This window comes from Rhodoferax sp. ZS1R8 (assembly GCF_056521325.1).
The window spans coordinates 419,013-439,783 of the sequence record NZ_JBWMBA010000001.1; the positions used below are offsets into that span (position 1 = coordinate 419,013).

The window sequence follows — 20,771 nt, forward strand, 5'->3', positions numbered from 1 at the left end:
ACTGGCGGCCATCAGGGCCCAAAGACCTCGCAGGCGTAATCCACGAAGCTGCGCACTTTGGGCGTCAGATACTTATTACTGGGAAACACCGCGTGCACTGGCACATCGGGCAGCGTCCAGTCTGGCAAAAGCTGTATCAGGCGGCCACTGCTTACCTCTGGCTTTGCCAACAACCATGGCAAGGGTGCCACGCCTAAGTCTTGCAAGGCGGCATCACGCACAGCGTACACATTGTTGGAGCTTAGGCGAGAGGTGGCCTCCACGCGCATAAACTCGTTGCCGCGCTGAAGGTTCCACCCACCACGTGCAGATCCACCTGAAAAATTGAGTAACGCACACCCTGCTAGGTCAGACGGATGCATGAGCGGTGGCTGGCGCGCCACATAGCGGGGGCTGGCGAACACTCCATACCGTATCACTCCAAGGCGTCTAGCCGCCAAACTGGAGTCCGGCAGTTCCCCCACCCGAATGGCCAGATCAAATCCTTCGTGCACCAAATCCACCAGGCGCGCGGTGAAGTCCACTTCAACCCCGACGTCGGCGTATTTTTCCATGTAGGCGGTAATCCAACCGGATACGGCCAGCATGCCAAACTCCACGCCACAGGTCATTTTGAGTACGCCTCTGGGAACACCTTTGAACCGCTGAGCCAGTTGCTGCGTCTCCTCCAACGCACCCAGTATGCCGACCCCGCGCTCATACACCTCGCGTCCCACCTCGGTCAAAGACAAGGCACGCGTGCTGCGCTCCAACAGCCGCACGGCTAGCCCGGACTCCAGTTGGCTCACCGCGCGCGACACGGCAGACTTTTGCATTTGCAATGCATCTGCAGCGCGGGTGAAGCTGCCGAGCTGAACAACCTTTACAAAAACGCGAAGTTCTGAAAGCTCCATATTGTTACCAAATTCGTGAACAGTTATTTGATTTTAAAGGTATTGATGAAAGTGTTGGTCAGTCCAACAATTGAGAACTCGTAGCCAGTGCAAGGCAAGCGCAGGCAGTCACGAAGATTCATTCAGAAAGTAGCACCATGAACAAACGCAGTTTTCTCATCACCACGGCACTGCTTGCCGGCGCCTCTCTCAGCGCAGGCAGCAGCGCATGGGCAGCCCTTGCACCTAAAGCCAAAGGAAAGGTATTGATCGTGGTGGCAAGCCCTGGGCAAAACGCCATGGGCTGGCCCGTGGGCTTTTGGGCCAGCGAGCTCAGCCACCCATACGACGAACTGACCCATGCTGGCTACGCCGTGGAGCTAGCCAGCCCGCAAGGCGGCGAAGTTACCGTGGACGCCTACTCCGACCCGCGCCACGAGAGCGGCTACTCGGCCCACGACTTTGTAAGCCTGGGCTTTCTCACCTCGCCACAATCCAGTGCACTTCTGAAGTCCACTAAAGCGCTGGACCAAGTGAGCCACAAAGACTACGCCGCCATCATCGTCGCTGGAGGGCAAGCCCCGATGCTTCAGTTCCGGGACAACATCACTTTGCAAAACTTGATTCGCACGTTTTATGAAAGTGGACGCCCGACCGCAGCCCTGTGCCACGGCACCGCCGCGCTGGTAAGCGTCAAAACATCCAAGGGCGAATATTTGGTAAAGGGTAAGAAGCTCACCGGCTTCTCCCTGGCAGAAGACGATTTTGCTGACAAAGCCGTCAACGCCAAGCTATTCACATGGAACGTGGAGCCCGCCCTCAAGGAACATGGCGCACGCTACACCCAAGCTGGCCTTTGGGCCGACTATGCGGTTGCAGACAAAAACCTCATCACCGGCCAACAACAAAACAGTGGCCGCAGCGTGGCGCGCCTGGTCATCGCCCAACTTCAAAAAACCAAGTAACAAACACAGAGACCACCATGAAATTGATCGCCCTCATCACACTGGCATTGGCCGCAAGCGTACAAGCGCAACCATCAACCAACTTCGAAGAGCATCCCGTTGAATCTTTGAACTGGCAGGCACTCGGGCCTACAGGCCCACAGATTACTCCTGTATGGGGCGACCCTAAAAAAGGCCCCTACGGACTATTGATGCGATTCAAAGCTGGGAACATGTCAGGCCCCCACGCTCATACGCTGTCGTACAAAAATCTCGTCGTGTCAGGCACCATCACCAATCCAGTCCCGGGTTTTGTTGCACCCGCGTTGCCTGCGGGTTCCTATTGGATGCAGCCTGGTGGACAACTGCACGAGACAAATTGCGCCACAGGTAGTGAATGCACCATCCTGGTGACCCAAGACGGTCCTTTGGATACATTGCCAGCATCTGCAGCAAAGACAGTCAAAGAAGAACCTGTCTTCTTGCCTGTTACCAAAGTGGCGTGGTACGAAACATTTCCTGGGGCCAATAGCATTGGTGCCCTGTGGGGGGATCGCACCAAAGGCAAATACGGCTTGCTTATGAAGTTTCCCGCAGGCTTCAAGTCAGGTGTGCATAGCCACTCGGGGGCTTACTACGGGATAGTCGTGCGCGGAGCCATAACTAATCCTGTCAAGGATGGCAAACCTGCTCAAACCCTGCGCCAAGGCTCATGGTGGTACCAACCTGGCGGCCAATTGCATGAAACCAACTGCAGCGCCGAATCCGAATGCGCAATTTTTATTTATCAAGAAACTCCGCTGGACTACACGCCGGTGACCTATCCGTTTATTCCTGGAACTACCAAGCCAAACAAATAGGGCAAATCCCAGATCACAGTAAACATAGAAAGCTCTCCATACATGTTCAAAGACCACACACGTAAATTTCTATTGTCAATCGCAGCTGTGGCGCTCGCAGGCTGCGCGAATCCGCCTGCCAGCGCCCCCACTACTTTTGTGCTCGTGCACGGCGCCTTTCAGGACAGCCGTGCATGGGATGCAATAACACCCCTACTTAAAGCCAGCGGCGCTCAAGCGTTAGCGGTCAACTTGCCCGGGCGCATGGGGGATGGCACCGCCGTAGAGGCTGCAAGCCTCGACGGCTACCGTGATGCCGTATTGAAAGTGGTCAACGCACAGCCAGGCCCCGTCGTGTTGGTAGGGCACAGCTTTGGTGGAATCACTATCTCGAATGTCGCCCAAGTGGCGCCTGAAAAAATCAAAACACTGGTCTATGTAGCTGCTTACTTGCCCGAAGTCGGTGCACCTGACCAAAGCATGGCCAAGATGGCGGAGAAGGACCAATGGAACCAGTTCAACAAAGCGAAGCAAAACTTCATTCCGGCAAAAGACTATAAAACCGCTAGTGTGTTGGCCGAGGACCAGCTCCTGCTGTTCTGCGACTCATGTACGCCACAAGGCAAAACTACCACATTGGCCATCATGCAACGCGAGCCGCTTGCACCTGCTGCAACACCGGTGGCAACCAGTGCCGCACGCTTTGGCAAGGTAGACAAGGTCTACATCCATACCACCAACGACAACGCGGTGAGCTATACCTTGCAGCAAAAAATGGTGGCACAAACACCGGTACGCAAGACCATAACGTTGAACACCGGTCACTCTCCGTTTGTCGAGGCTCCGCAGCAATTGGCTGATGCGCTATTGGCAAGCCAGTAGGTTTTTAACTCTCTTTAAAAAGGATTTGATGATGACTTCACATATTTTGGTAACAGGCGCATCTGGCAACATAGGCACACCGCTGGTAGAAAATTTGCACCGAGCTGGCGTCAACGTTACTGCAGGCACGCCCAGCGGCGCGCCGGTGGGCGCTGTTGCTGGGCGCACTGTCAACTTCAATGACCCCCAAAGCTTGCCAAAAGCCTTTGAGGGAATTGACACCCTGTTCTTACTGTTTCCCTTGGTACCCAACAAGCTAGAGTTGGCACTCAATGCCGTGCACGCAGCAAAAACAGCGGGGGTAAAGCACATCGTACGTTCATCGGGCGGGGGCGCGGACCCTGCCTCGGCCTATGCACTGTTGCGTTTACAAGGTGAGATCGACGCGTTGATTCAGGCATCTGGCATCGCCTGCACTTTTGTTCGTCCTTCAGGATTTATGCAGAACTATGTGAATTACTACGCCGGCATGCTCAAGGCGGGGGCACTGTACCTTCCACACGCGGATGGCGCTGCATCGATTATTGACGTGCGCGACATCGCCGCAGTGAATGCCGTGGTGCTACAAAACCCTGCGGCCCATGCCGGGCGCACCTACACCATTACAGGTCCGCAGGCCATCACCCAAGCGCGGGCAGTCGAGTTGATCGGCAAAGCGGTGAGCAAGGCCATTCAATACGTGGCGGTGCCAGAGGCGGCGGCGCAAGAGTCAATGCGCGGCATGGGCATGGACGACTGGACTATCGAGCAAATGACCAGCTTGAACCGCGCAGTAGCGGCAGGCTATGCCGCTGGCGTAACCGATACGGTAGCCCAGATCACCGGCCAAGCCGCGCGTGGATTTGAGGCGTTCATCAAAGAATACGCCGACGCTTGGCGATAGGCGCGTTGCACTTCGTACTTACAGATCGCAAATTCAAGCGTATGAGGTCAAGTGGGCACGTGGCTGGGTCCTCTACACGCCTTTGCCCTGCACCCTTTTAGTTGGCTCAGTCGTCTAATGCCGAGACGTTTGTCTGCAAGACTGCCTTCGGACTGTGGCCGGCCAGGGACGCAGCAGCGGGAACATTTCGTAGCTGTGCTGATAGCCCATGAAAGGTCCAAGGAGGAGTCGTGACCACTATCATCGCAACGGGCGAGGGAAAGCCATGGGTAAAGATGCTGCATGCCAGATGCTTGCGAAACGCCTGGGGGACTTGGCGCTTTGGTGTGTGATGGTAGCCCTGGCCGTCCACCCGGCCTGCGCTCGGGGGTGCATGCCAATTCACAATCACCATTTACTCCTTAAATAATAGCGGTTGACGCTTATTAGACGGGGGCTTGGAGCTCATTTCGCTATTCACTCTACTGCCAGACGCGGCATCACCCCCGCATGGCTATCAACGGGGCAGCTGGTAAGCCAAGTGCCCTAACCGCTGGCGCCAGCGCTAGATATGCAGCGCGTGCCCCAGCGCCCGCATCGCCGCCTCTTGCACGGCCTCGCCCAGCGTCGGGTGGGCGTGGATGGTGCCAGCCACGTCTTCCAGCGTCGCGCCCATCTCCAGCGAGTGCGAGAAGGCCGTGGAGAGCTCCGACACGCCCGCCCCCACCGCCTGCCAGCCGACGATGCGGTGGTTGTCACGCCGGGCGACGACGCGCACAAAGCCGTCGGTGGATTCCAGCGTCATCGCGCGGCCGTTCGCCGCGAACGGGAACTGGGCCGTGATGCAGTCCAGCCCGGCCTTGGCAGCGTCGGTTGGCGTCTGCCCTGCCACCACAACCTCCGGGTCGGTGAAACAAACGGCAGCGATGGCCGCAGGGGCGAAATGGCGGCGTTTACCCGAAATGATTTCCGCCACCATCTCGCCCTGCGCCATGGCGCGGTGGGCCAGCATGGGTTCGCCCGTCAAGTCGCCGATCGCCCAGACGTTGCGCATCGACGTGCGGCACTGGTCATCCACCTTGATGGCGCGGCCGTTCATGGCCAGCATCAGCTTCTCCAGCCCCCAGCCATGGGTATGCGGCACGCGGCCAATGGCTACCAGCACCTGGTCGGCGGCGAGTTCGCTGTCACGGCCGGCAGAGTCTTGCACCCGCACAGCGTCGCCGGCTGCGTTCAGGCCTTGCACCTTGTTGCCCAGTAACACCTGCACGCCCAGCTTGCGCAGCGACGCGGCGACAGGTTTCGTCAGCTCTTCGTCGTACAGCGGCAGGATGCTGCTCTGCGCTTCGACCACGGTCACGTCGCTGCCCAGCTTGCGGTAGACCAGGCCCAGCTCCAGGCCGATGTAACCGCCGCCCACCACCACCAATTTCTTGGGGATGTTGTCGGGAGATAGCGCTTGTGTGGACGAGATGACGCGCCCACCAAAGGGCATGCCGGGCAAGCCCAGCTCGACCGAGCCCGTGGCCAGCACGATGTGTTCGCCCTGGATGCGTACCGGCTTGGTGTCCGCCTTGTCCTTCACCACATCGACGGTCTTGCCATCCACAACCGTAGCCCAACCCTTGACGACCTTGACGCCATGCTTCTTCAGCAAGGCGCCTACGCCGCCAGTGAGTCGCGCAACGATGCCGTCTTTCCAGCGCACGGTCTGGCCAATGTCAATGCGCGCGCCTTCTACATGGATGCCCAGCGTGCTGTCGCCCATGAAGCTGCGCGACTGGTGAAAAGCCTCAGCCGCGTGGATCATGGCCTTGGACGGGATGCAGCCAATGTTCAGGCAGGTGCCGCCCAGCTGTTCACCTTCGACCAGCGTAGTGGCAATGCCCAGTTGCGCGGCGCGTATCGCCGTGATGTAGCCGCCGGGGCCGCCGCCTATGACCAATAACGTAGTGTGTTGTATGTCCATGCTCACTCCACAAACAAGGTGGCCGGACATTCCAGGTAGCCACGTATCTTTTGTACAAATTCCGCCGCGTTCATGCCGTCCACCACGCGGTGGTCGAATGAGGACGAAAGGTTCATCATCTGGCGAATGGCCACCGCGCCGTTGCGCACCATGGGGCGTTCGACCATGCGGTTGACACCGACGATGGCCACCTCGGGGTGGTTGATCACCGGTGTGCTGACAATGCCGCCTAATGCGCCCAGGCTGGTCAGCGTTAAGGTAGAACCCGTTAGCTCGTCACGCGAGGCCTTGTTGGTGCGCGCGGCTTCTGCCAGGCGCCCGATCTCGGCGGCGCAGGCCCACAGGTCCAGCGTTTCGGCATGGCGAATCACGGGCACCATCAGGCCGCCTTCGGTTTGTGTCGCAATGCCTAAGTGCACGGCGCCGGAGCGCGTGACCACGGCAGCCTCGTCGTCGTAACGGGCGTTGACCTCGGGGTGCGAACGTGCGGCCAGCACCATGGCGCGGACCAGGAAGGGCAGCACCGTCAGGCGGCCGCGCTCCTTGCCGTGTTGCGCGTTGAGGCGCACACGCAAGGCTTCCAGCTCGGTCATGTCCACTTCTTCCACGTACGTGAAATGTGGAATGCGGCGCTTGGCCTCTTGCATCTTCTGCGCGATCCTGCGGCGCAGGCCGATGACGGGCACGGTCTGCTCGTCCAGGCGCTGTGCATAACGCTGGTCGGCCACACCGGCGGGCTGGGCCTGCGCGGCGCGGGCCACATAGGCTTGCAGGTCTTCGTGGGTGATGCGGCCTGCGGTGCCGGTGCCGGGTACGAACTGCAGTTCCACGCCCAGGTCCCAGGCCTGGCGGCGCACGGCTGGTGAGGCTATGGGTTTGTCGCCCGGGGCGCGGACGAGGGCTGCCGGGGCTTTGCCGTTGCCGCCGTTGCCGTTGCGGGCAGGGGCGGCTGAACCGTTGCCGGTGTTCGACAGGGATGCGGATGCGGGCGCTGCCTTGGCGGGCGCAGCAGCAACAGCGGCCACCGGTGTTGAAGCCGCAGGTGCGGAGGCCGTGACAGCAGGCTTTTCGTCTGCTACTGAATTAGTAGCTGTCTGACCATGTTTTACGGGGGCTGCAGCCGATTCTGGCTTAAGGTTGCCAGCCCCCTCCACTTCAATGCGGATCACTTCAGACCCCACGGCCATGACCTGGCCTACAGCGCCACCCAAAGCCAGCACCTTGCCAGCCACGCTGGATGGAATCTCCACCGTGGCCTTGTCCGTCATCACATCAGCCAGCAACTGGTCCTCGGCCACGATGTCGCCGACCTTCACATGCCATGCGACCAATTCGACTTCTGCAATGCCTTCGCCAATGTCTGGCATCTTGATGATATGGATTCCCATCATGCCTCCATGGCGCGTTTGAACGCTTCAGCGACCCGCTTGGGGCCGGGAAAATACGCCCATTCCTGGGCGTGCGGATAAGGTGTGTCCCACCCGGCAACGCGCTCGATGGGCGCCTCCAGATGGTAGAAGCAATGCTCCTGGATCAGCGACACCAGCTCGGCGCCAAAGCCGCTGGTGCGGGTGGCTTCATGCACCACGACACAGCGGCCGGTCTTCTTCACGGAATTCACAATGGTCTCCAGATCCAGCGGCCAGATGGACCGCAGGTCGATGATTTCGGCGTCCACACCGCTCTCGGCGGCGGCCGCTTCCGACACGTAGACCATGGTGCCGTAGGCAACCACGGTCAAAGCCTTGCCCGGACGGAAGATGGCCGCGGTGTCCAGCGGCACGGTGTAGTAACCTTCGGGCACATTGCCCATGGGGTGTTTGGACCAGGGCACAACCGGTTTGTCGTGGTGGCCGTCGAACGGGCCGTTGTACAGGCGCTTGGGTTCCAGAAAGATGACAGGGTCGTCGTTCTCGATGGATGCGATCAGCAAACCCTTGGCGTCATACGGGTTGGACGGCATCACCGTGCGCAGACCGCAGACCTGGGTGAACATGGCCTCCGGGCTTTGGCTGTGGGTCTGCCCGCCGTAGATGCCGCCGCCGCAGGGCATGCGTATTGTCATGGGGCAGGTGAAGTCACCTGCCGAGCGGTAGCGCAGGCGCGCCGCCTCGGACACGATCTGGTCGGTGGCGGGGTAGACGTAATCCGCAAACTGGATCTCGATGACCGGCCGCAGGCCGTAAGCGCCCATGCCCACCGCGGTGCCAACAATGCCGCCCTCGGAGATGGGGGCATCGAACACGCGTGAGGTGCCGTATTTCTTTTGCAGACCTTCGGTGCAGCGGAACACGCCGCCGAAGTAGCCCACGTCCTGGCCGTAGACGACGACGTTGTCATCCTTCTCCAGCATCACGTCCATGGCACTTCTTAGCGCCTGGATCATGGTCATGGCGGTGGTCTTGTCCGCTCCAACAATAGTGGCGTTCATGGTTGTTGTTGTGGTGTTGTCGTTGTCCATGCTCATATCCCCAGCTCCTGGCGCTGCTGGCGCAGGTGCGCAGGCATGTCCTTGTAGACGTCTTCAAACATTTCGGCCGGGCTGCGCACCATGCCATCGGCCAGCGTGCCGTAGCGTTCGGCTTCTTTTTGCGCGGCGGTCACTTCGGCTTCCAGTTCCTTTTGCATGGCATCGTGCTCGGCATCGGTCCACGCGCCGAGCTTGATCAAATGCTGCTTCAGACGGGCAATCGGGTCACCCAGCGGGAAACGGGCCGGATCGTTGGCGGGCCGGTATTTGCTGGGGTCGTCGGATGTGGAGTGCGGGCCGGCGCGGTAGGTGACCCACTCGATCAGCGTCGGCCCCAGGTTGCGGCGTGCACGCTCCAGCGCCCATTGGGACGCGGCGTACACGGCCAGGTAGTCGTTGCCATCGACGCGCAGCGACGCAATGCCGCTGCCCACGCCACGTGCGGCGAAGGTTGTGCCTTCACCCCCGGCAATGGCCTGGAAGGTGGAAATGGCCCACTGGTTGTTGACCACGTTCAGGATCACCGGTGCGCGGTACACATGCGCAAAGGTGACGCCGGTGTGGAAATCGGCCTCGGCGGTGGCGCCATCGCCAATCCAGCTCGATGCGACCTTGGTGTCGCCCTTGATGGCCGATGCCATGGCCCAGCCCACGGCCTGGATGACCTGCGTGGCCAGGTTGCCGGAGATGGAGAAGAAGCCCTGCTTCTTGCTCGAATACATGACCGGCAGCTGACGGCCTTTGAGCGGGTCGTTCTGGTTGGAGAACAGCTGGCAGATCATCTCCACCATATTGCAGTCGTCACGGGCGAGTAACAGGCCCTGCTGGCGGTAGGTGGGGAAACACATGTCGCCATCCGTCAGCGCCATGGCGTGGGCGCAGGAGATGGCCTCTTCACCTAGCGACAACATATAGAAGGACATCTTCTTTTGCCGCTGCGCAATCTGCATGCGGGCATCAAAGGCGCGGGTCTTGACCATGGCGCGCAAACCCTTGCGCAGCGCGGCCACGTCCAGGTCCGGGGCCCAGGGACCGACGGCGTTGCCGTCCTTGTCCAGCACGCGAATCAGCGTGAAGGCCAGGTCGCTGGTCTGCGCAGCCTGTTCGTCGACCGGGGGTCGGCGCACGGCGCCAGCTTCAGACAGGGGAAGGTAGGAAAAGTCCGTGTCGTGTCCCGGTCGCCCCGTGGGCTCCGGCACATGCAGACGTAACGGCTCGTACGGTGCCATATGCATTTACTCCTTGCAAGATCGTGTCCTGCAGCATTTTTCAAGGGTGGACTGAACGTTTGGCGGGTAGCCAAGCTCAGTCTGACAATACCGCAAACCCCACAGGATCACCATGGGGTTTGCATGCGGTCAGGAGCATACCGCGGCTTGTCGGCTTTACCGGATGCACCGCACAGTAAATTTTCACGATTGGGGGCCGGACGCGGGGGGCCGGCAGCCGCTACAACGTGCTGCGCAGCTGCTCCAGTTGCATGCTGAGCTTTTGCCGCAGGTCGGCCAGGCGCTGGCGCCGGGCGGCGGCGTCCGAAGCGTCGGGCTGCTCGTCCAGGGCGCAGCGCAGCGCCTCTATCTCTTGCATCAACTCCACCTCGGGGGGCACATAGCCTCCGTCCTTCAGCAGCTTGAAGCCCATGCGCAGGGCCTCGGGCGTCTCGAAGTAACCATCACCATAGTCCAGCGGCTTGCCAAAACTGGGGGCGGCCTGCAGCTCGCCGGTCTTTTCGCTCTGGGCGAGGTGGCGGCCGATATGGTCCTCTACCAGCCGGATTGCGTTCTCGCGTTTACGCTCTTCTATATTCATGAATAGATGCTGACACAGAAATAGACCAACGAAACGCAGGGACTATTGCCGGCATACACTTTTTTGCAAATATTACAAATATAGTTGAATCCAGTCGCCGCCGGGGCGCGTATAAGCCATGGCATGCCACGATTGCATTGCGCCACGGTGGCTGGCTGGCCTTTCATCTCTACCTTTGGACACCACGCATGAAAACACTCACGACAGCTTTACTCATCGGTGCCGCTGGGCTCGGCTGCAACCTGGCCCACGCCGACACCGGCAAACTCTTGCTGACCGGTGGCGTCAGCTCCATTGACGGCGCGGCCGGCGGGGGCCTGACGCCCTGGGCGGTCATTGGTAGCAACGCTACCGCCGGAGAAATCGGCGGCTCAGCCTTCGTGACCCGCACGACAACGCAAGACTTCGGCCTGACCGCCTATGGCGCTGCGGTTGGCCTCTACGACCGCGTGGAGCTGTCACTGGCCCGGCAGGACTTTGATGCATCGCCCGCAATTGCACTCAACGGCGTTGCGCCCTTTGGCGTGACACCCGGTCAGCACATCATGATGGACGTGTTCGGTGTCAAGGTCAAAGTGGCGGGCGATGCCGTGCTGGACAGCGATTCGCTGATGCCGCAGATCGCTGTGGGGCTGGAATACAAGTCGGTAAGCCCAGGCTCATTGAGTTCGGTCTTCAACTTCCTGGGCACCAAGACCAATGGCACAGACTTTTACGTGAACGCCACCAAGCTGTTTTTGGCCCAAGGTATCTTGGTCAATGCCACGCTGCGTAACACCAACGCCAACCAGAACGGTCTGCTGGGCTTTGGCTCTGCAGCGCCGGGCAAGGACGATCGCTCGTGGGTGCCCGAGGTGTCCGTCGCTTACCTGCTGAGCAAGAACTGGGCTGTCGGCGCCGAATACCGCGCCAAGCCCAACAACCTGGAAGACTTGGGCCAAGCGGCTGGCTTGGGCAAGGGCCTGGCTGAAGACGCGTGGAAAGACGTGTTTGTCGCCTGGGCGCCCAACAAGAACGTGTCGGTGACGCTGGCCTATGCCGACCTGGGCCGCATCGTGCCCGGCGTGACGGCTGCGCGCAACCAGAGCGGCTACTACCTGTCGGCACAGCTGGCATTCTGAAGCGAACCCACTTTCACCTAGAGACTCCCATGAAAAAATTCTTCCCCTCCCTTATTTCTACCCTGGTGCTGGCCACGACTGCCTGCATAGCGTTGCCCGCCGCTGCGCAAGCCACGGCGTCTGCACCCGCGGCCGCCAACAGCGCCTTGTTCGATACCTTTGGCGGCAAAGCTGGTCTGGTCAAGCTGATGGACGACTTCATGGTTCGCCTGCTAGCCGACCCGCGTACCGGCCCGCATTTCAAAACCGCCAACCAGCAGCGCGTCAAAGAGCAGCTGGTCGACCAGTTCTGCGTGGTCATGGGCGGCCCCTGCGTCTACAAGGGTGCCGACATGAAGACCGCACACGGCAACCTGGACATCACCAAGAGTGACTTCAACGCGCTGGTCGAGGTGTTGCAACGCGCCATGGATGCGCAGGGCATTGCATTTGGCGCCCAAAATCAGTTGCTCGCGGCATTGGCGCCGATGCACCGCGACGTGATTACCGTGAAGTGAGCCGCGACATGCCCACTGTTATGACGAAATACGCGGCAGGTGTCGGCGTTCTCGCGCTGTTGAGCGGCCTGGCGCACGCCGGCACTCTGGAAGTGCTGGTGCTGGACCGGGACGGCAAGCCCATGGCCGATGCGGTTGTCGTTGTGCAACCCAGCGCCCCGGGCACGCCCAAAAAGACGCTGCCGCTGAGCGCAACCGTCAACCAGGAAAAAATGCAGTTTGCGCCAAATGTGTCCGTCGTGGGTGTGGGCGCCAAGGTGCGCTTTACCAACAATGACGCCTGGGACCACCATGTACGCCTGACCGTGCCGGGCGCAACCGCTAGTGCCACGGCTGCCAATAGTGCGGAAGGCACTTCGCTGCGGCTAGAAGGCAAGACCGAGGGAAAGCCCGCCAGCTCGGCGGTGGTGACACTGGACAAGCCGGGCGCAACCGGTGCTGTGCTGCTGGGCTGCTTTATCCACGGGTCGATGAGCGGCCACGTGTACGTAGCCGAATCACCCTGGACAGTGAAGACCGAGGCCAACGGCGTGGCTGTGATCGAGGATGTGCCTGATGGAACCGCCTCCGTCAAGGTTTGGCACCCCATCCAGGTGGTGGAGAAGCCGGCGCAGAGCCTGGTGGTCGGCGCGGCCCCGGCCAAGCTGACCGTTCAACTCGACGTGGTGCCCCGGCGCCGCCGGGTCTGAAGCTGCCGCCTACAGCATCTTCTGGATCAAAGCACCCTTGAAGAGTACGGGCCCAGTGGGGCCCGTTTCGCTGGGCACGCCACCCTTGGGCTCCAGGCTGATAGCCAAGGTAGGAACCTCACGCACATCACGCTCGCCGGCGGTCAGGCGCAGCAGCTTGTCGCGGCCCAGCACGCCGAGCGACTTGGGACCACCGCTAGGCGGCAATGCCCACAGCTGCAGTGATCGATCGCCCGCCTCTTCAAAGGAACCCACGCGTTGCAAAGTCAGTTTCTTGGCCTTGGGGTCAAAGGTGACCAGCATGGAGGCGGCTGCTTTGTCATCGGCCAGCACCGCCACATATTCAATTTGCGGTGCCGCAAGCAGCTGGTTTTGCAGGCGGGCAATCTCGCCCCCGAACTCCTGACGCTGGCCCACGCTGACGGTGACTGCCGCCACGGTGGCCAAGGCACCGACTGCCGTGGCAGTACGCCACAGCGTCAAGCTGCGCAGCCACGCGGCCAGGCCGGTGGCTTGAGGGGCCGCCGCCTGGGCGCGTACGGCCGCCTGTGCTGAGCTGGTCTTTTCACCTTGCACCAGATTGTGGATGCGCGTCCAGACAACAGCGTCGGGCTGCACCTGCGGTTGCAACTCGGTGATGCTGGCCAAGCGGCTTTGCCAAATCAGTGCAGCAGCGCGAACGGGTGCCTGCTCGCGCGCCAGTGCTTCAAAGCGGCGGCGTGCGCCACCACGCAAGGTGCCCAGCGCATAGCTGCCGGCCAGGCGTTCCAGTAATTCAGGGTTGCGTAAAAGGTTCATGGCGGCGGCTCCTTAAGCAAAGCGCGCCATGCACATGCGCAACTGGTCCAACCCGCGGCGTATCCACGTCTTGACCGTACCCAGCGGCAGGCTCAGTTGCTCTGCCAGCTCTCCATGGCTCATGTCTCGCACATAGGCCAGACTGACCACCTCGCGTTGTTTGTTGTCCAGCTTGCCCAGGCACTGGTGCAAAGCCCATGCCTGCTCGCTCGCCTGAACAGTGTCCATCGGCGTAGGCGTATCGGCGGCAAGTGTGTCGGCCAACACCTCGTCCAGCTCCTGGGTGACGTGGCTTCGGTCGGCGGCACGCCGGCGCAACAGGTCCAGCCCACGGCTGCGAACGATCAGGCCCATCCAGGCCATCGGGGGGCTCAATGACGCACGGTAGTCCGGTGCGGAGCGCCAGATCGACAAGAAAGCCTCCTGGAGCACATCCTCGGCCCACTCACGATTGGTTACTACACGAACCGCCAGGCCGTACAGCTTGGGTGCGCATTGCCGGTACAAAACTTTAAGGGCCGCATCGTCTTGCTGGGCTATGCGCTCCAACAAAGCTATGAGCAAGGCGTCGCTATTGTCAGTATTCATATCCACATTGTGAACGAAGGCGCGGGGACGGCTCGCGAAGAAGGACGCACCCAGGGTCTTGAAGAAGTCGCTATCGTATACGTAGCTGTTTACGCTTGCCCCGCGCGGGCTGGAAGACAAATACATGGTGAATACTCCCTTTGTATACGGGTGGCAGGACATTGCGTACCTACTGAATACGCAGCGGATCGCCTGTTGGATTCAATCGATAGCGTCCAGGCCACAACCAGGGGCGTGGTTCCCACCCGGCCCACGGCACAATTAACCGTTACACAGTCACAGGAGACACAGCATGCAGGCAGCGCGTTGGGCAGGATGGATCACCGGGAGCGCGATGCTCGTCTTCGGCGCGTTCTGGATGTTTGCCTGGCTTATTGGTAGCAACGGCCTCAACAGCAGCCGGGGCGGCATCGTGTTGGGAGGCAACCTGCTGCTGGTGGTACTGGCACTCGTGGGCAGCGTGGGGATGGCGCACCGGCTCAGCGGCCGTTGGGTCGCGGGTGGTCGGACGCCTTGGAGGGCTGCGGTTCTTGCGATTGTGTCGTCAGTGGCGGTTGGACTGGCTATTCTGGGCGTGGGATGCTTTGTGGTGCTGGCGGTAGCCACCGCTTGAATTGCCCGGCTCCCTCGCCCCCTCCCCATCTGTACCCAGGTTGCGCGTCAATTGCGCCGCCCGCTATGGATTTCATAGCTGCTTACGCTCATCCGGCGAGGGCTAGGGCCTGATTTGACTCCAACCCCCGGCCCTGCACCTACATACTGCGCCGGTACTGGCCGCCCACTTCAAATAGCGCATTGGTGATCTGCCCTAGCGAGCAGACGCGCACCGCGTCCATCAACACCTCGAACACATTCTTGTTGTCGATGACGGCCTGCTGCAGGCGCTTCAGCACCGCAGGGGATTCGGCCGCATGCGTGGCGTGGAACTCGGCCAAACGCTTGAGCTGGCTTTGCTTTTCCTCGTCGGTGGAGCGCGCCAGCTCCAGCTTGTCCATGACCTGGTCGCCATGCGGGTTGCGGAAGGTGTTGACGCCGATGATGGGCAGCTCGCCGGTGTGCTTGAGCATCTCGTAGGTCATGCTCTCGTCCTGGATCTTGCCGCGCTGGTAGCCAGTCTCCATCGCGCCCAGCACGCCGCCGCGGTCTGCGATCGCATTGAACTCGGACAGCACAGCTTCTTCGACCAGCTCGGTAAGCTCTTCGATAATGAATGAGCCCTGATTGGGGTTCTCGTTCTTGGCCAGGCCCCACTCGCGGTTGATGATGAGCTGGATGGCCATCGCGCGGCGCACGGAGTCTTCGGTCGGCGTGGTGATGGCTTCGTCAAACGCGTTGGTGTGCAGGCTGTTGCAGTTGTCGTAAATCGCAATCAGCGCCTGCAACGTGGTACGGATGTCATTGAACTGGATCTCCTGTGCGTGCAGGCTGCGCCCGCTTGTCTGGATGTGGTACTTGAGCTTTTGGCTGCGCTCGTTGGCACCATACTTTTCCTTCATCGCCACGGCCCAGATGCGGCGCGCCACACGGCCCATGACCGTGTATTCAGGGTCCATGCCGTTGCTGAAGAAGAACGACAGGTTGGGCGCAAAGTCATCGATGTGCATGCCGCGCGCCAAGTAGGCTTCGACCAGCGTAAAACCATTGGACAGTGTGAATGCCAGCTGGCTGATGGGGTTGGCACCGGCCTCGGCAATGTGGTACCCGCTGATGGACACGCTGTAGAAATTGCGCACGTTGTGGTGCACAAAATACTCGGCGATGTCGCCCATGACCTTCAACGAAAACTCGGTGGAGAAGATGCAGGTGTTCTGGCCCTGGTCTTCTTTCAAAATGTCCGCCTGCACGGTGCCACGCACATTGGCCAGCACCCATTCACGGATCTTCTGGCTCTCGGTGTCCGTGGGTTCGCGGCCGTTGTCGGCCTTGAATTTTTCCAGGTTCTGGTCAATGGCCGTGTTCATGAACATGGCCAGGATCGACGGCGCGGGGCCGTTGATGGTCATGGACACGCTGGTGCTGGGGCTGCACAGATCAAAGCCGCCGTACAGCACCTTCATGTCGTCCAGCGTGGCGATGGAGACGCCGCTGTTGCCCACCTTGCCGTAGATGTCCGGGCGCGGATCGGGGTCGTTGCCGTACAGCGTGACCGAATCAAACGCGGTGCTCAAGCGCTTGGCCGCCATGCCGCTACTCAATAGCTTGAAGCGGGTGTTGGTGCGGAAGGCATCACCTTCGCCGGCAAACATGCGGGTGGGGTCCTCCCCCTCGCGTTTGAAGGCAAAGGTGCCGGCTGTGTAAGGGTAGCTGCCGGGCACGTTGTCCAGCATCAGCCACTTCAGAATTTCCCCGTGGTCTTCGTAGGTGGGCAGCGCCACCTTGCGTATCGTGGTGCCGCTGAGCGACTTGGTGGTTAGTGCCGTGCGCAGTTCCTTGTCGCGGATCTTGACGACGTATTCGTCGCCGGCGTAGGCGCGTTGCATCTCGGGCCATTGGGTGACCAGCTTGCGGGCGGACGGGTCTTGCGTTTCTTCGCGCTGCAGGGCCAGGTCGATGGCCGCCTCAGACGCACGGGCCTTGTCTGGCTTGCCTACTTCAAGCATCTTGGCCGCTGCCCGCAGTTGCTGGATTTCGCGCGCCAGGCGGGCCTGGCTGCGGGCATGCTGCTTGTAGCCGCGCACGGTGTCCGTGATCTCGGCCAGGTAACGCGTACGGGCTGCGGGGACGATCGGCGTCTGGTTGCTGCTGTGGCGCACGTCCACCCGGGGCAACACGCCAACGGCCGTTGCCTGCAGACCCAGCGCTTGCAAACGCGGCAACAGCGCCTGGTACAGCGCGGTCACACCGTCGTCGTTGAAACGCGCGGCCATGGTGCCGAACACCGGCATCTGGTCCGGCGGCGTGGTCCAGGCCTCTTTGTTGCGCTGCACCTGCTTGGCCACATCGCGCAGCGCGTCGCTGGCGCCCTTGCGGTCGAACTTGTTGATGGCCACAAACTCGGCGAAGTCCAGCATGTCGATCTTTTCCAGCTGGCTGGCCGCGCCAAATTCGGGCGTCATCACGTACATCGGAATATCGACCAGCGGCACAATGGCAGCGTCGCCCTGGCCTATGCCCGAGGTCTCGACGATGATGGCATCGAAGCCCGCCACCTTGCAGGCGGCGATCACGTCGGGCAAAGCCTGGCTGATCTCCGAACCAAAATCGCGTGTGGCCAACGAACGCATGAAGACGCGCTCACCGGTGTCGCCGCCGGGCCGCCCCAAGGCGATACCAGCCCCCTCGGGGGGCAGCGAACCACTCGCAGAGGGGAGCGTGGGGACCTTGACCGACCAAGGACTAATGGCATTCATGCGGATGCGGTCACCCAACAGCGCGCCGCCACTCTTGCGGCGCGACGGGTCGATGGAGATGACGGCCAGGCGCAAGGTATCGCCCAGATCCAGCCGCAGGCGGCGGATCAGCTCGTCGGTCAGCGAAGATTTGCCAGCGCCGCCGGTGCCGGTGATACCCAGTACCGGTATCTTTTTTGTAGCAGCACAAGCCCGTAATTCGAGGGCTAGCGGGTGTTTTCCCTGGGAGGCCTCCAGTCCGGTGATCAGTTGCGCCAGCGCGCGCCAGGATTCTGTGGTGTGACCCGCAATGGCCTCCAACGTAGCAGGAGCAAAGCCGGTCAGGTCTTTGTCGCAGCGCATCACCATCTCGCCAATCATGCCGGCCAGCCCCATGCGCTGGCCATCTTCGGGGCTGTAGATGCGGGTCACGCCATAGCTTTGCAGCTCAGCAATCTCGCTGGGCACAATGACGCCACCACCACCGCCGAACACCTGGATGTGGGCGCCGCCACGTGCTTTGAGCAGATCGACCATGTACTTGAAGTATTCGACATGCCCGCCCTGGTAAGAGCTGATCGCAATGCCCTGCGCGTCTTCTTGCAACGCAGCAGTCACCACCTCGTCCACACTGCGGTTGTGCCCCAGGTGGATGACCTCCGCGCCCATACCCTGCAGGATGCGTCGCATGATGTTGATCGCAGCGTCGTGTCCATCAAACAGGCTGGCAGCGGTCACAAACCGCACTTTGTGCGTGGGGCGGTAGTTGGCCAGGGCTTTGGCTTCTGCGGAGAGGTCAGACATGTGGGGATGCTCCTGAATCACTGGGCCTGTCGGTGCGGCGCAGTTGACGTTTACGTAAACGTCAACTTTAAACGATTTTTCTGTCTCCCGGATGCGACATTTCAAAGCGCAGTTCTAGGCAGATCTCCCCACCCACGGCGGTGCACAAAGGCGTGGCGGCAGCCTCGCAGGCACCGTTTGGTGATACCCGTTGGTGCAAGGATGTGACATTTATCACGCCACTGATGGTTCTGGTCGCTCGACCTTGGTGCACCGCGCGACTCTTCATAAGGCGGCGAGTGCGAGCTCTCTATATTTGCGGTCTCCTGCTTGGTACAGTTTTCAGAGCGATATTGCTTGTTGGATGAAAGGCACATATGAAATTCCGCTTTTTGAAAAATCACGTCGCAGCTGCCACGGTCTGCTTCACCGCAGCCTTGGTCTCGGCCCATCAACCCGCCCTGGCGATGGATGCCGTGGGTGCCGCCACACCCGCACAAGCTGCCCGAGCACCGCTCCTGCTCAATGGCACAGGCGTTCGCCACGATGCCAGGTCTGATCTCTACATGGCGAAGCTGTACCTGGAGCACAAAACCGCCAACCCGGCTGATATCTTGCAGAACAGCGGTACCACGCAATTCCGCATGGTCATGTTGCACGATGTCACAGCAGCCCAAATGGGAAATCTGCTCACGGAGGGGCTTGTCGCCAACGCCACCGACGATGATCTGATGACCCTGGTATCCGAGATATTCGATATCGGCGTCCTGCTCAGCGAGCAGGGCAAACTGTCTGCAGGCGACAGCTTTGAAATCGACGCGCACCCCGCCGCCGGCACCACGCTGACGCTGCGCAGCCGGGCGCACAAAACTCCGATTACGCAAACGTTTGCCAATCCACGCCTGTTCAAAGCCATGATGGGCATCTGGCTGGGCGAGCACCCCGCAGACCCCGCGCTGAAGCAGGCTCTGTTGGGCCAGCCCATCTGAAGACATGGCCCCCACGCTCCGCCGCTGCGCGGGTCGCTGCCCCCCGAGGGGGCTAATTTCCCTTGGGGCGGCCCGGCGGGAAATTGTTGCCCCCACGCTCCGCCGTTGTGCGGGTCGCCATGCGGCCGCGGCGGGGTTGTGAATTGCATTACAGTGGCACTCCTTTGGGCGAACGCTTGGTTCGCCAGCCCTTCGGAAGAATGCCATGCACCCCCTGCAACTTTTCGACACTGCGTCCAGCACCTACACCTACGTGATCTTTGACGAGGCAACGCGCGACGCCGTCATCATCGACCCAGTGGACCAGCAGGTGGAGCGCGATCTGGCTGTGCTGAGCCAATACGGACTCAAACTGCGCTGGACGGTAGAGACCCACACCCACGCCGACCACATCACCGCCGCCAGCCTGCTGGCCGAGCACACCGGGGCCCAAACCGCCGCGCCGCAGGCCTGCGGCATCAGCACTGCGGCGCTGCAGATGGTGGATGGCGACCTGCTGCGTTTCGGCCGGGAGACGCTATTGGCCCTGCACACGCCAGGGCACACCGCTGGCAGCATGAGTTTCGTGTGGCGCAACCATGTGTTTACGGGCGATACCCTGTTGATCAACGGTTGTGGCCGCACTGACTTCCAGTCCGGCAGCGCCGAGGCCCTGTACCACTCGCTGACCGAGGTGTTGTTCAAACTGCCCGACGAAACCACGGTGTGGCCGGGACATGATTACCAAGGGCGCACCCACTCGACGATTGCCACCGAGCGCAGCTGCAATGTGCGCGTGGCGGGCAGAAGCCTGGAGGATTTCACTGCGGTGATGAACACGCTGAACCTGCCCAAGCCCACACGCATGGACGAGGCCGTGCCAGCCAACCAGAGTTCGGGCGTGCGCCAGGACGCGGGCAGCAGCGGGCCGTCTGCCCCCCGCCCTGCCGCCGATTACGCAGGTTACGCAGGCGACGTGCAGGCTGCCGAGGGCTACGCGTGGTGGCAGGCGGGTGATGCCGTGCTGGTGGATGTGCGCACTGACGCCGAGCGCGAGTGGGTGGGCTTTGTACCTGGCGCGGTCGCCGTGGCCTGGAAGCAGTGGCCGGGCATGGTGATGAACCCGAGTTTCGACGCGGAGCTGTGCGCCGCGGTGCCAGTCGGCAAGAAAGTACTGCTGCTGTGCCGCAGCGGCGTGCGGTCCGTGGCTGCTGCCAAACGCGCCACCGCGTTGGGACTGGAGGCCTACAACATCCTGGAGGGTTTTGAGGGTGACCCCGATGCCAACGCCCAACGCGGTCGCAAAGGCGGCTGGCGGCTGCAGGGCCTGCCCTGGCGCCAGGGATAATCG

General features: G+C 61.2%; 19 protein-coding genes and 1 pseudogene. 11 read left to right on the forward strand and 9 right to left on the reverse strand.

Going from position 1 to position 20,771, the window contains the following annotated elements; all coding sequences use genetic code 11:
* Nucleotides 1–11: 11 nt before the first annotated feature.
* Nucleotides 12–893, reverse strand: a complete 882-nt coding sequence (locus AC097P_RS01920) for a LysR family transcriptional regulator (protein ID WP_479608675.1) — start codon at nucleotides 891–893, stop codon at nucleotides 12–14.
* A gap of 137 nt (nucleotides 894–1,030) precedes the next feature.
* On the opposite strand from AC097P_RS01920, the gene AC097P_RS01925 reads away from it, so the two are divergent.
* From AC097P_RS01925 to AC097P_RS01940, 4 genes are read left to right on the forward strand one after another with little or no spacing between them, the layout of a single operon-like run.
* The gene (locus tag AC097P_RS01925) at nucleotides 1,031–1,837 is read left to right on the forward strand and encodes a type 1 glutamine amidotransferase domain-containing protein (RefSeq protein WP_479608676.1); all 807 of its coding nucleotides are present in this window, start codon (nucleotides 1,031–1,033) and stop codon (nucleotides 1,835–1,837) included.
* 17 nt (nucleotides 1,838–1,854) lie between these two features.
* On the forward strand, nucleotides 1,855–2,676 hold the full coding sequence (locus AC097P_RS01930) for a DUF4437 domain-containing protein (protein ID WP_479608677.1): 822 nt from the start codon (nucleotides 1,855–1,857) through the stop codon (nucleotides 2,674–2,676).
* 42 nt (nucleotides 2,677–2,718) lie between these two features.
* A complete protein-coding gene (locus tag AC097P_RS01935; RefSeq protein ID WP_479608678.1) occupies nucleotides 2,719–3,537 on the forward strand; it encodes an alpha/beta fold hydrolase in 819 nt (272 codons plus the stop codon).
* A gap of 31 nt (nucleotides 3,538–3,568) precedes the next feature.
* Nucleotides 3,569–4,420, forward strand: coding sequence for an NmrA family NAD(P)-binding protein (locus AC097P_RS01940; protein WP_479608679.1), 852 nt, complete (start codon nucleotides 3,569–3,571; stop codon nucleotides 4,418–4,420).
* Between the two features lie 544 nt (nucleotides 4,421–4,964).
* On the opposite strand, the gene lpdA is transcribed toward AC097P_RS01940, so the two are convergent.
* The 5 genes from lpdA to AC097P_RS01965 form a co-directional block, all read right to left on the reverse strand.
* Nucleotides 4,965–6,368 carry a dihydrolipoyl dehydrogenase gene (lpdA, locus tag AC097P_RS01945; protein ID WP_479608680.1) on the reverse strand — a complete coding sequence of 468 codons (1,404 nt, stop codon included), beginning with the start codon at nucleotides 6,366–6,368 and terminating at the stop codon, nucleotides 4,965–4,967.
* 2 nt (nucleotides 6,369–6,370) lie between these two features.
* Nucleotides 6,371–7,756, reverse strand: coding sequence for a dihydrolipoamide acetyltransferase family protein (locus tag AC097P_RS01950; RefSeq protein WP_479608681.1), 1,386 nt, complete (start codon nucleotides 7,754–7,756; stop codon nucleotides 6,371–6,373).
* Nucleotides 7,756–8,760, reverse strand: coding sequence for an alpha-ketoacid dehydrogenase subunit beta (locus AC097P_RS01955; protein ID WP_479609454.1), 1,005 nt, complete (start codon nucleotides 8,758–8,760; stop codon nucleotides 7,756–7,758). Before AC097P_RS01955 ends, AC097P_RS01950 begins: the two co-directional genes overlap by 1 nt.
* A 71-nt stretch (nucleotides 8,761–8,831) precedes the next feature.
* The gene (locus AC097P_RS01960) at nucleotides 8,832–10,067 is read right to left on the reverse strand and encodes a thiamine pyrophosphate-dependent enzyme (protein WP_479609455.1); all 1,236 of its coding nucleotides are present in this window, start codon (nucleotides 10,065–10,067) and stop codon (nucleotides 8,832–8,834) included.
* A gap of 220 nt (nucleotides 10,068–10,287) precedes the next feature.
* A complete protein-coding gene (locus AC097P_RS01965) occupies nucleotides 10,288–10,647 on the reverse strand; it encodes a DnaJ family domain-containing protein (protein WP_479608682.1) in 360 nt (119 codons plus the stop codon).
* A 188-nt stretch (nucleotides 10,648–10,835) separates the two neighbouring features.
* On the opposite strand from AC097P_RS01965, the gene AC097P_RS01970 reads away from it, so the two are divergent.
* The 3 genes from AC097P_RS01970 to AC097P_RS01980 are packed head-to-tail and all read left to right on the forward strand — an operon-like array spanning nucleotide 10,836 to nucleotide 12,954.
* Complete coding sequence (locus AC097P_RS01970; RefSeq protein ID WP_479608683.1) at nucleotides 10,836–11,768, forward strand: DUF3034 family protein; 933 nt, start codon at nucleotides 10,836–10,838, stop codon at nucleotides 11,766–11,768.
* A gap of 29 nt (nucleotides 11,769–11,797) precedes the next feature.
* Complete coding sequence (locus tag AC097P_RS01975) at nucleotides 11,798–12,265, forward strand: group I truncated hemoglobin (protein ID WP_479608684.1); 468 nt, start codon at nucleotides 11,798–11,800, stop codon at nucleotides 12,263–12,265.
* A gap of 20 nt (nucleotides 12,266–12,285) precedes the next feature.
* Nucleotides 12,286–12,954 (forward strand): cupredoxin domain-containing protein, encoded by a 669-nt coding sequence (locus tag AC097P_RS01980; RefSeq protein ID WP_479608685.1) that lies wholly within the window; start codon nucleotides 12,286–12,288, stop codon nucleotides 12,952–12,954.
* Between the two features lie 9 nt (nucleotides 12,955–12,963).
* Here the strand turns inward: AC097P_RS01980 and AC097P_RS01985 are convergent, their stop codons facing one another.
* Together AC097P_RS01985 and AC097P_RS01990 are read right to left on the reverse strand one after the other, a co-directional pair.
* Nucleotides 12,964–13,752 (reverse strand): anti-sigma factor, encoded by a 789-nt coding sequence (locus AC097P_RS01985; protein ID WP_479608686.1) that lies wholly within the window; start codon nucleotides 13,750–13,752, stop codon nucleotides 12,964–12,966.
* A 12-nt stretch (nucleotides 13,753–13,764) separates the two neighbouring features.
* Nucleotides 13,765–14,340, reverse strand: a complete 576-nt coding sequence (locus AC097P_RS01990; RefSeq protein ID WP_479608687.1) for an RNA polymerase sigma factor — start codon at nucleotides 14,338–14,340, stop codon at nucleotides 13,765–13,767.
* 292 nt (nucleotides 14,341–14,632) lie between these two features.
* On the opposite strand from AC097P_RS01990, the gene AC097P_RS01995 reads away from it, so the two are divergent.
* A complete protein-coding gene (locus tag AC097P_RS01995; protein WP_479608688.1) occupies nucleotides 14,633–14,953 on the forward strand; it encodes a hypothetical protein in 321 nt (106 codons plus the stop codon).
* A 139-nt stretch (nucleotides 14,954–15,092) separates the two neighbouring features.
* Here the strand turns inward: AC097P_RS01995 and icmF are convergent, their stop codons facing one another.
* On the reverse strand, nucleotides 15,093–18,473 hold the full coding sequence (gene icmF, locus AC097P_RS02000; protein ID WP_479608689.1) for a fused isobutyryl-CoA mutase/GTPase IcmF: 3,381 nt from the start codon (nucleotides 18,471–18,473) through the stop codon (nucleotides 15,093–15,095).
* 356 nt (nucleotides 18,474–18,829) lie between these two features.
* Here icmF and AC097P_RS02005 point away from each other — a divergent pair, with 356 nt between their 5' ends.
* From AC097P_RS02005 to AC097P_RS02015, 3 genes and pseudogenes are all read left to right on the forward strand, one after another.
* Nucleotides 18,830–19,441 carry a chalcone isomerase family protein gene (locus AC097P_RS02005; RefSeq protein WP_479608690.1) on the forward strand — a complete coding sequence of 204 codons (612 nt, stop codon included), beginning with the start codon at nucleotides 18,830–18,832 and terminating at the stop codon, nucleotides 19,439–19,441.
* 205 nt (nucleotides 19,442–19,646) lie between these two features.
* Nucleotides 19,647–20,147: pseudogene (locus AC097P_RS02010) on the forward strand (MBL fold metallo-hydrolase); the annotation flags it as partial.
* A gap of 138 nt (nucleotides 20,148–20,285) precedes the next feature.
* Nucleotides 20,286–20,768, forward strand: a complete 483-nt coding sequence (locus AC097P_RS02015; RefSeq protein ID WP_479609456.1) for a rhodanese-like domain-containing protein — start codon at nucleotides 20,286–20,288, stop codon at nucleotides 20,766–20,768.
* The last annotated feature ends 3 nt before the right edge of the window (nucleotides 20,769–20,771 follow it).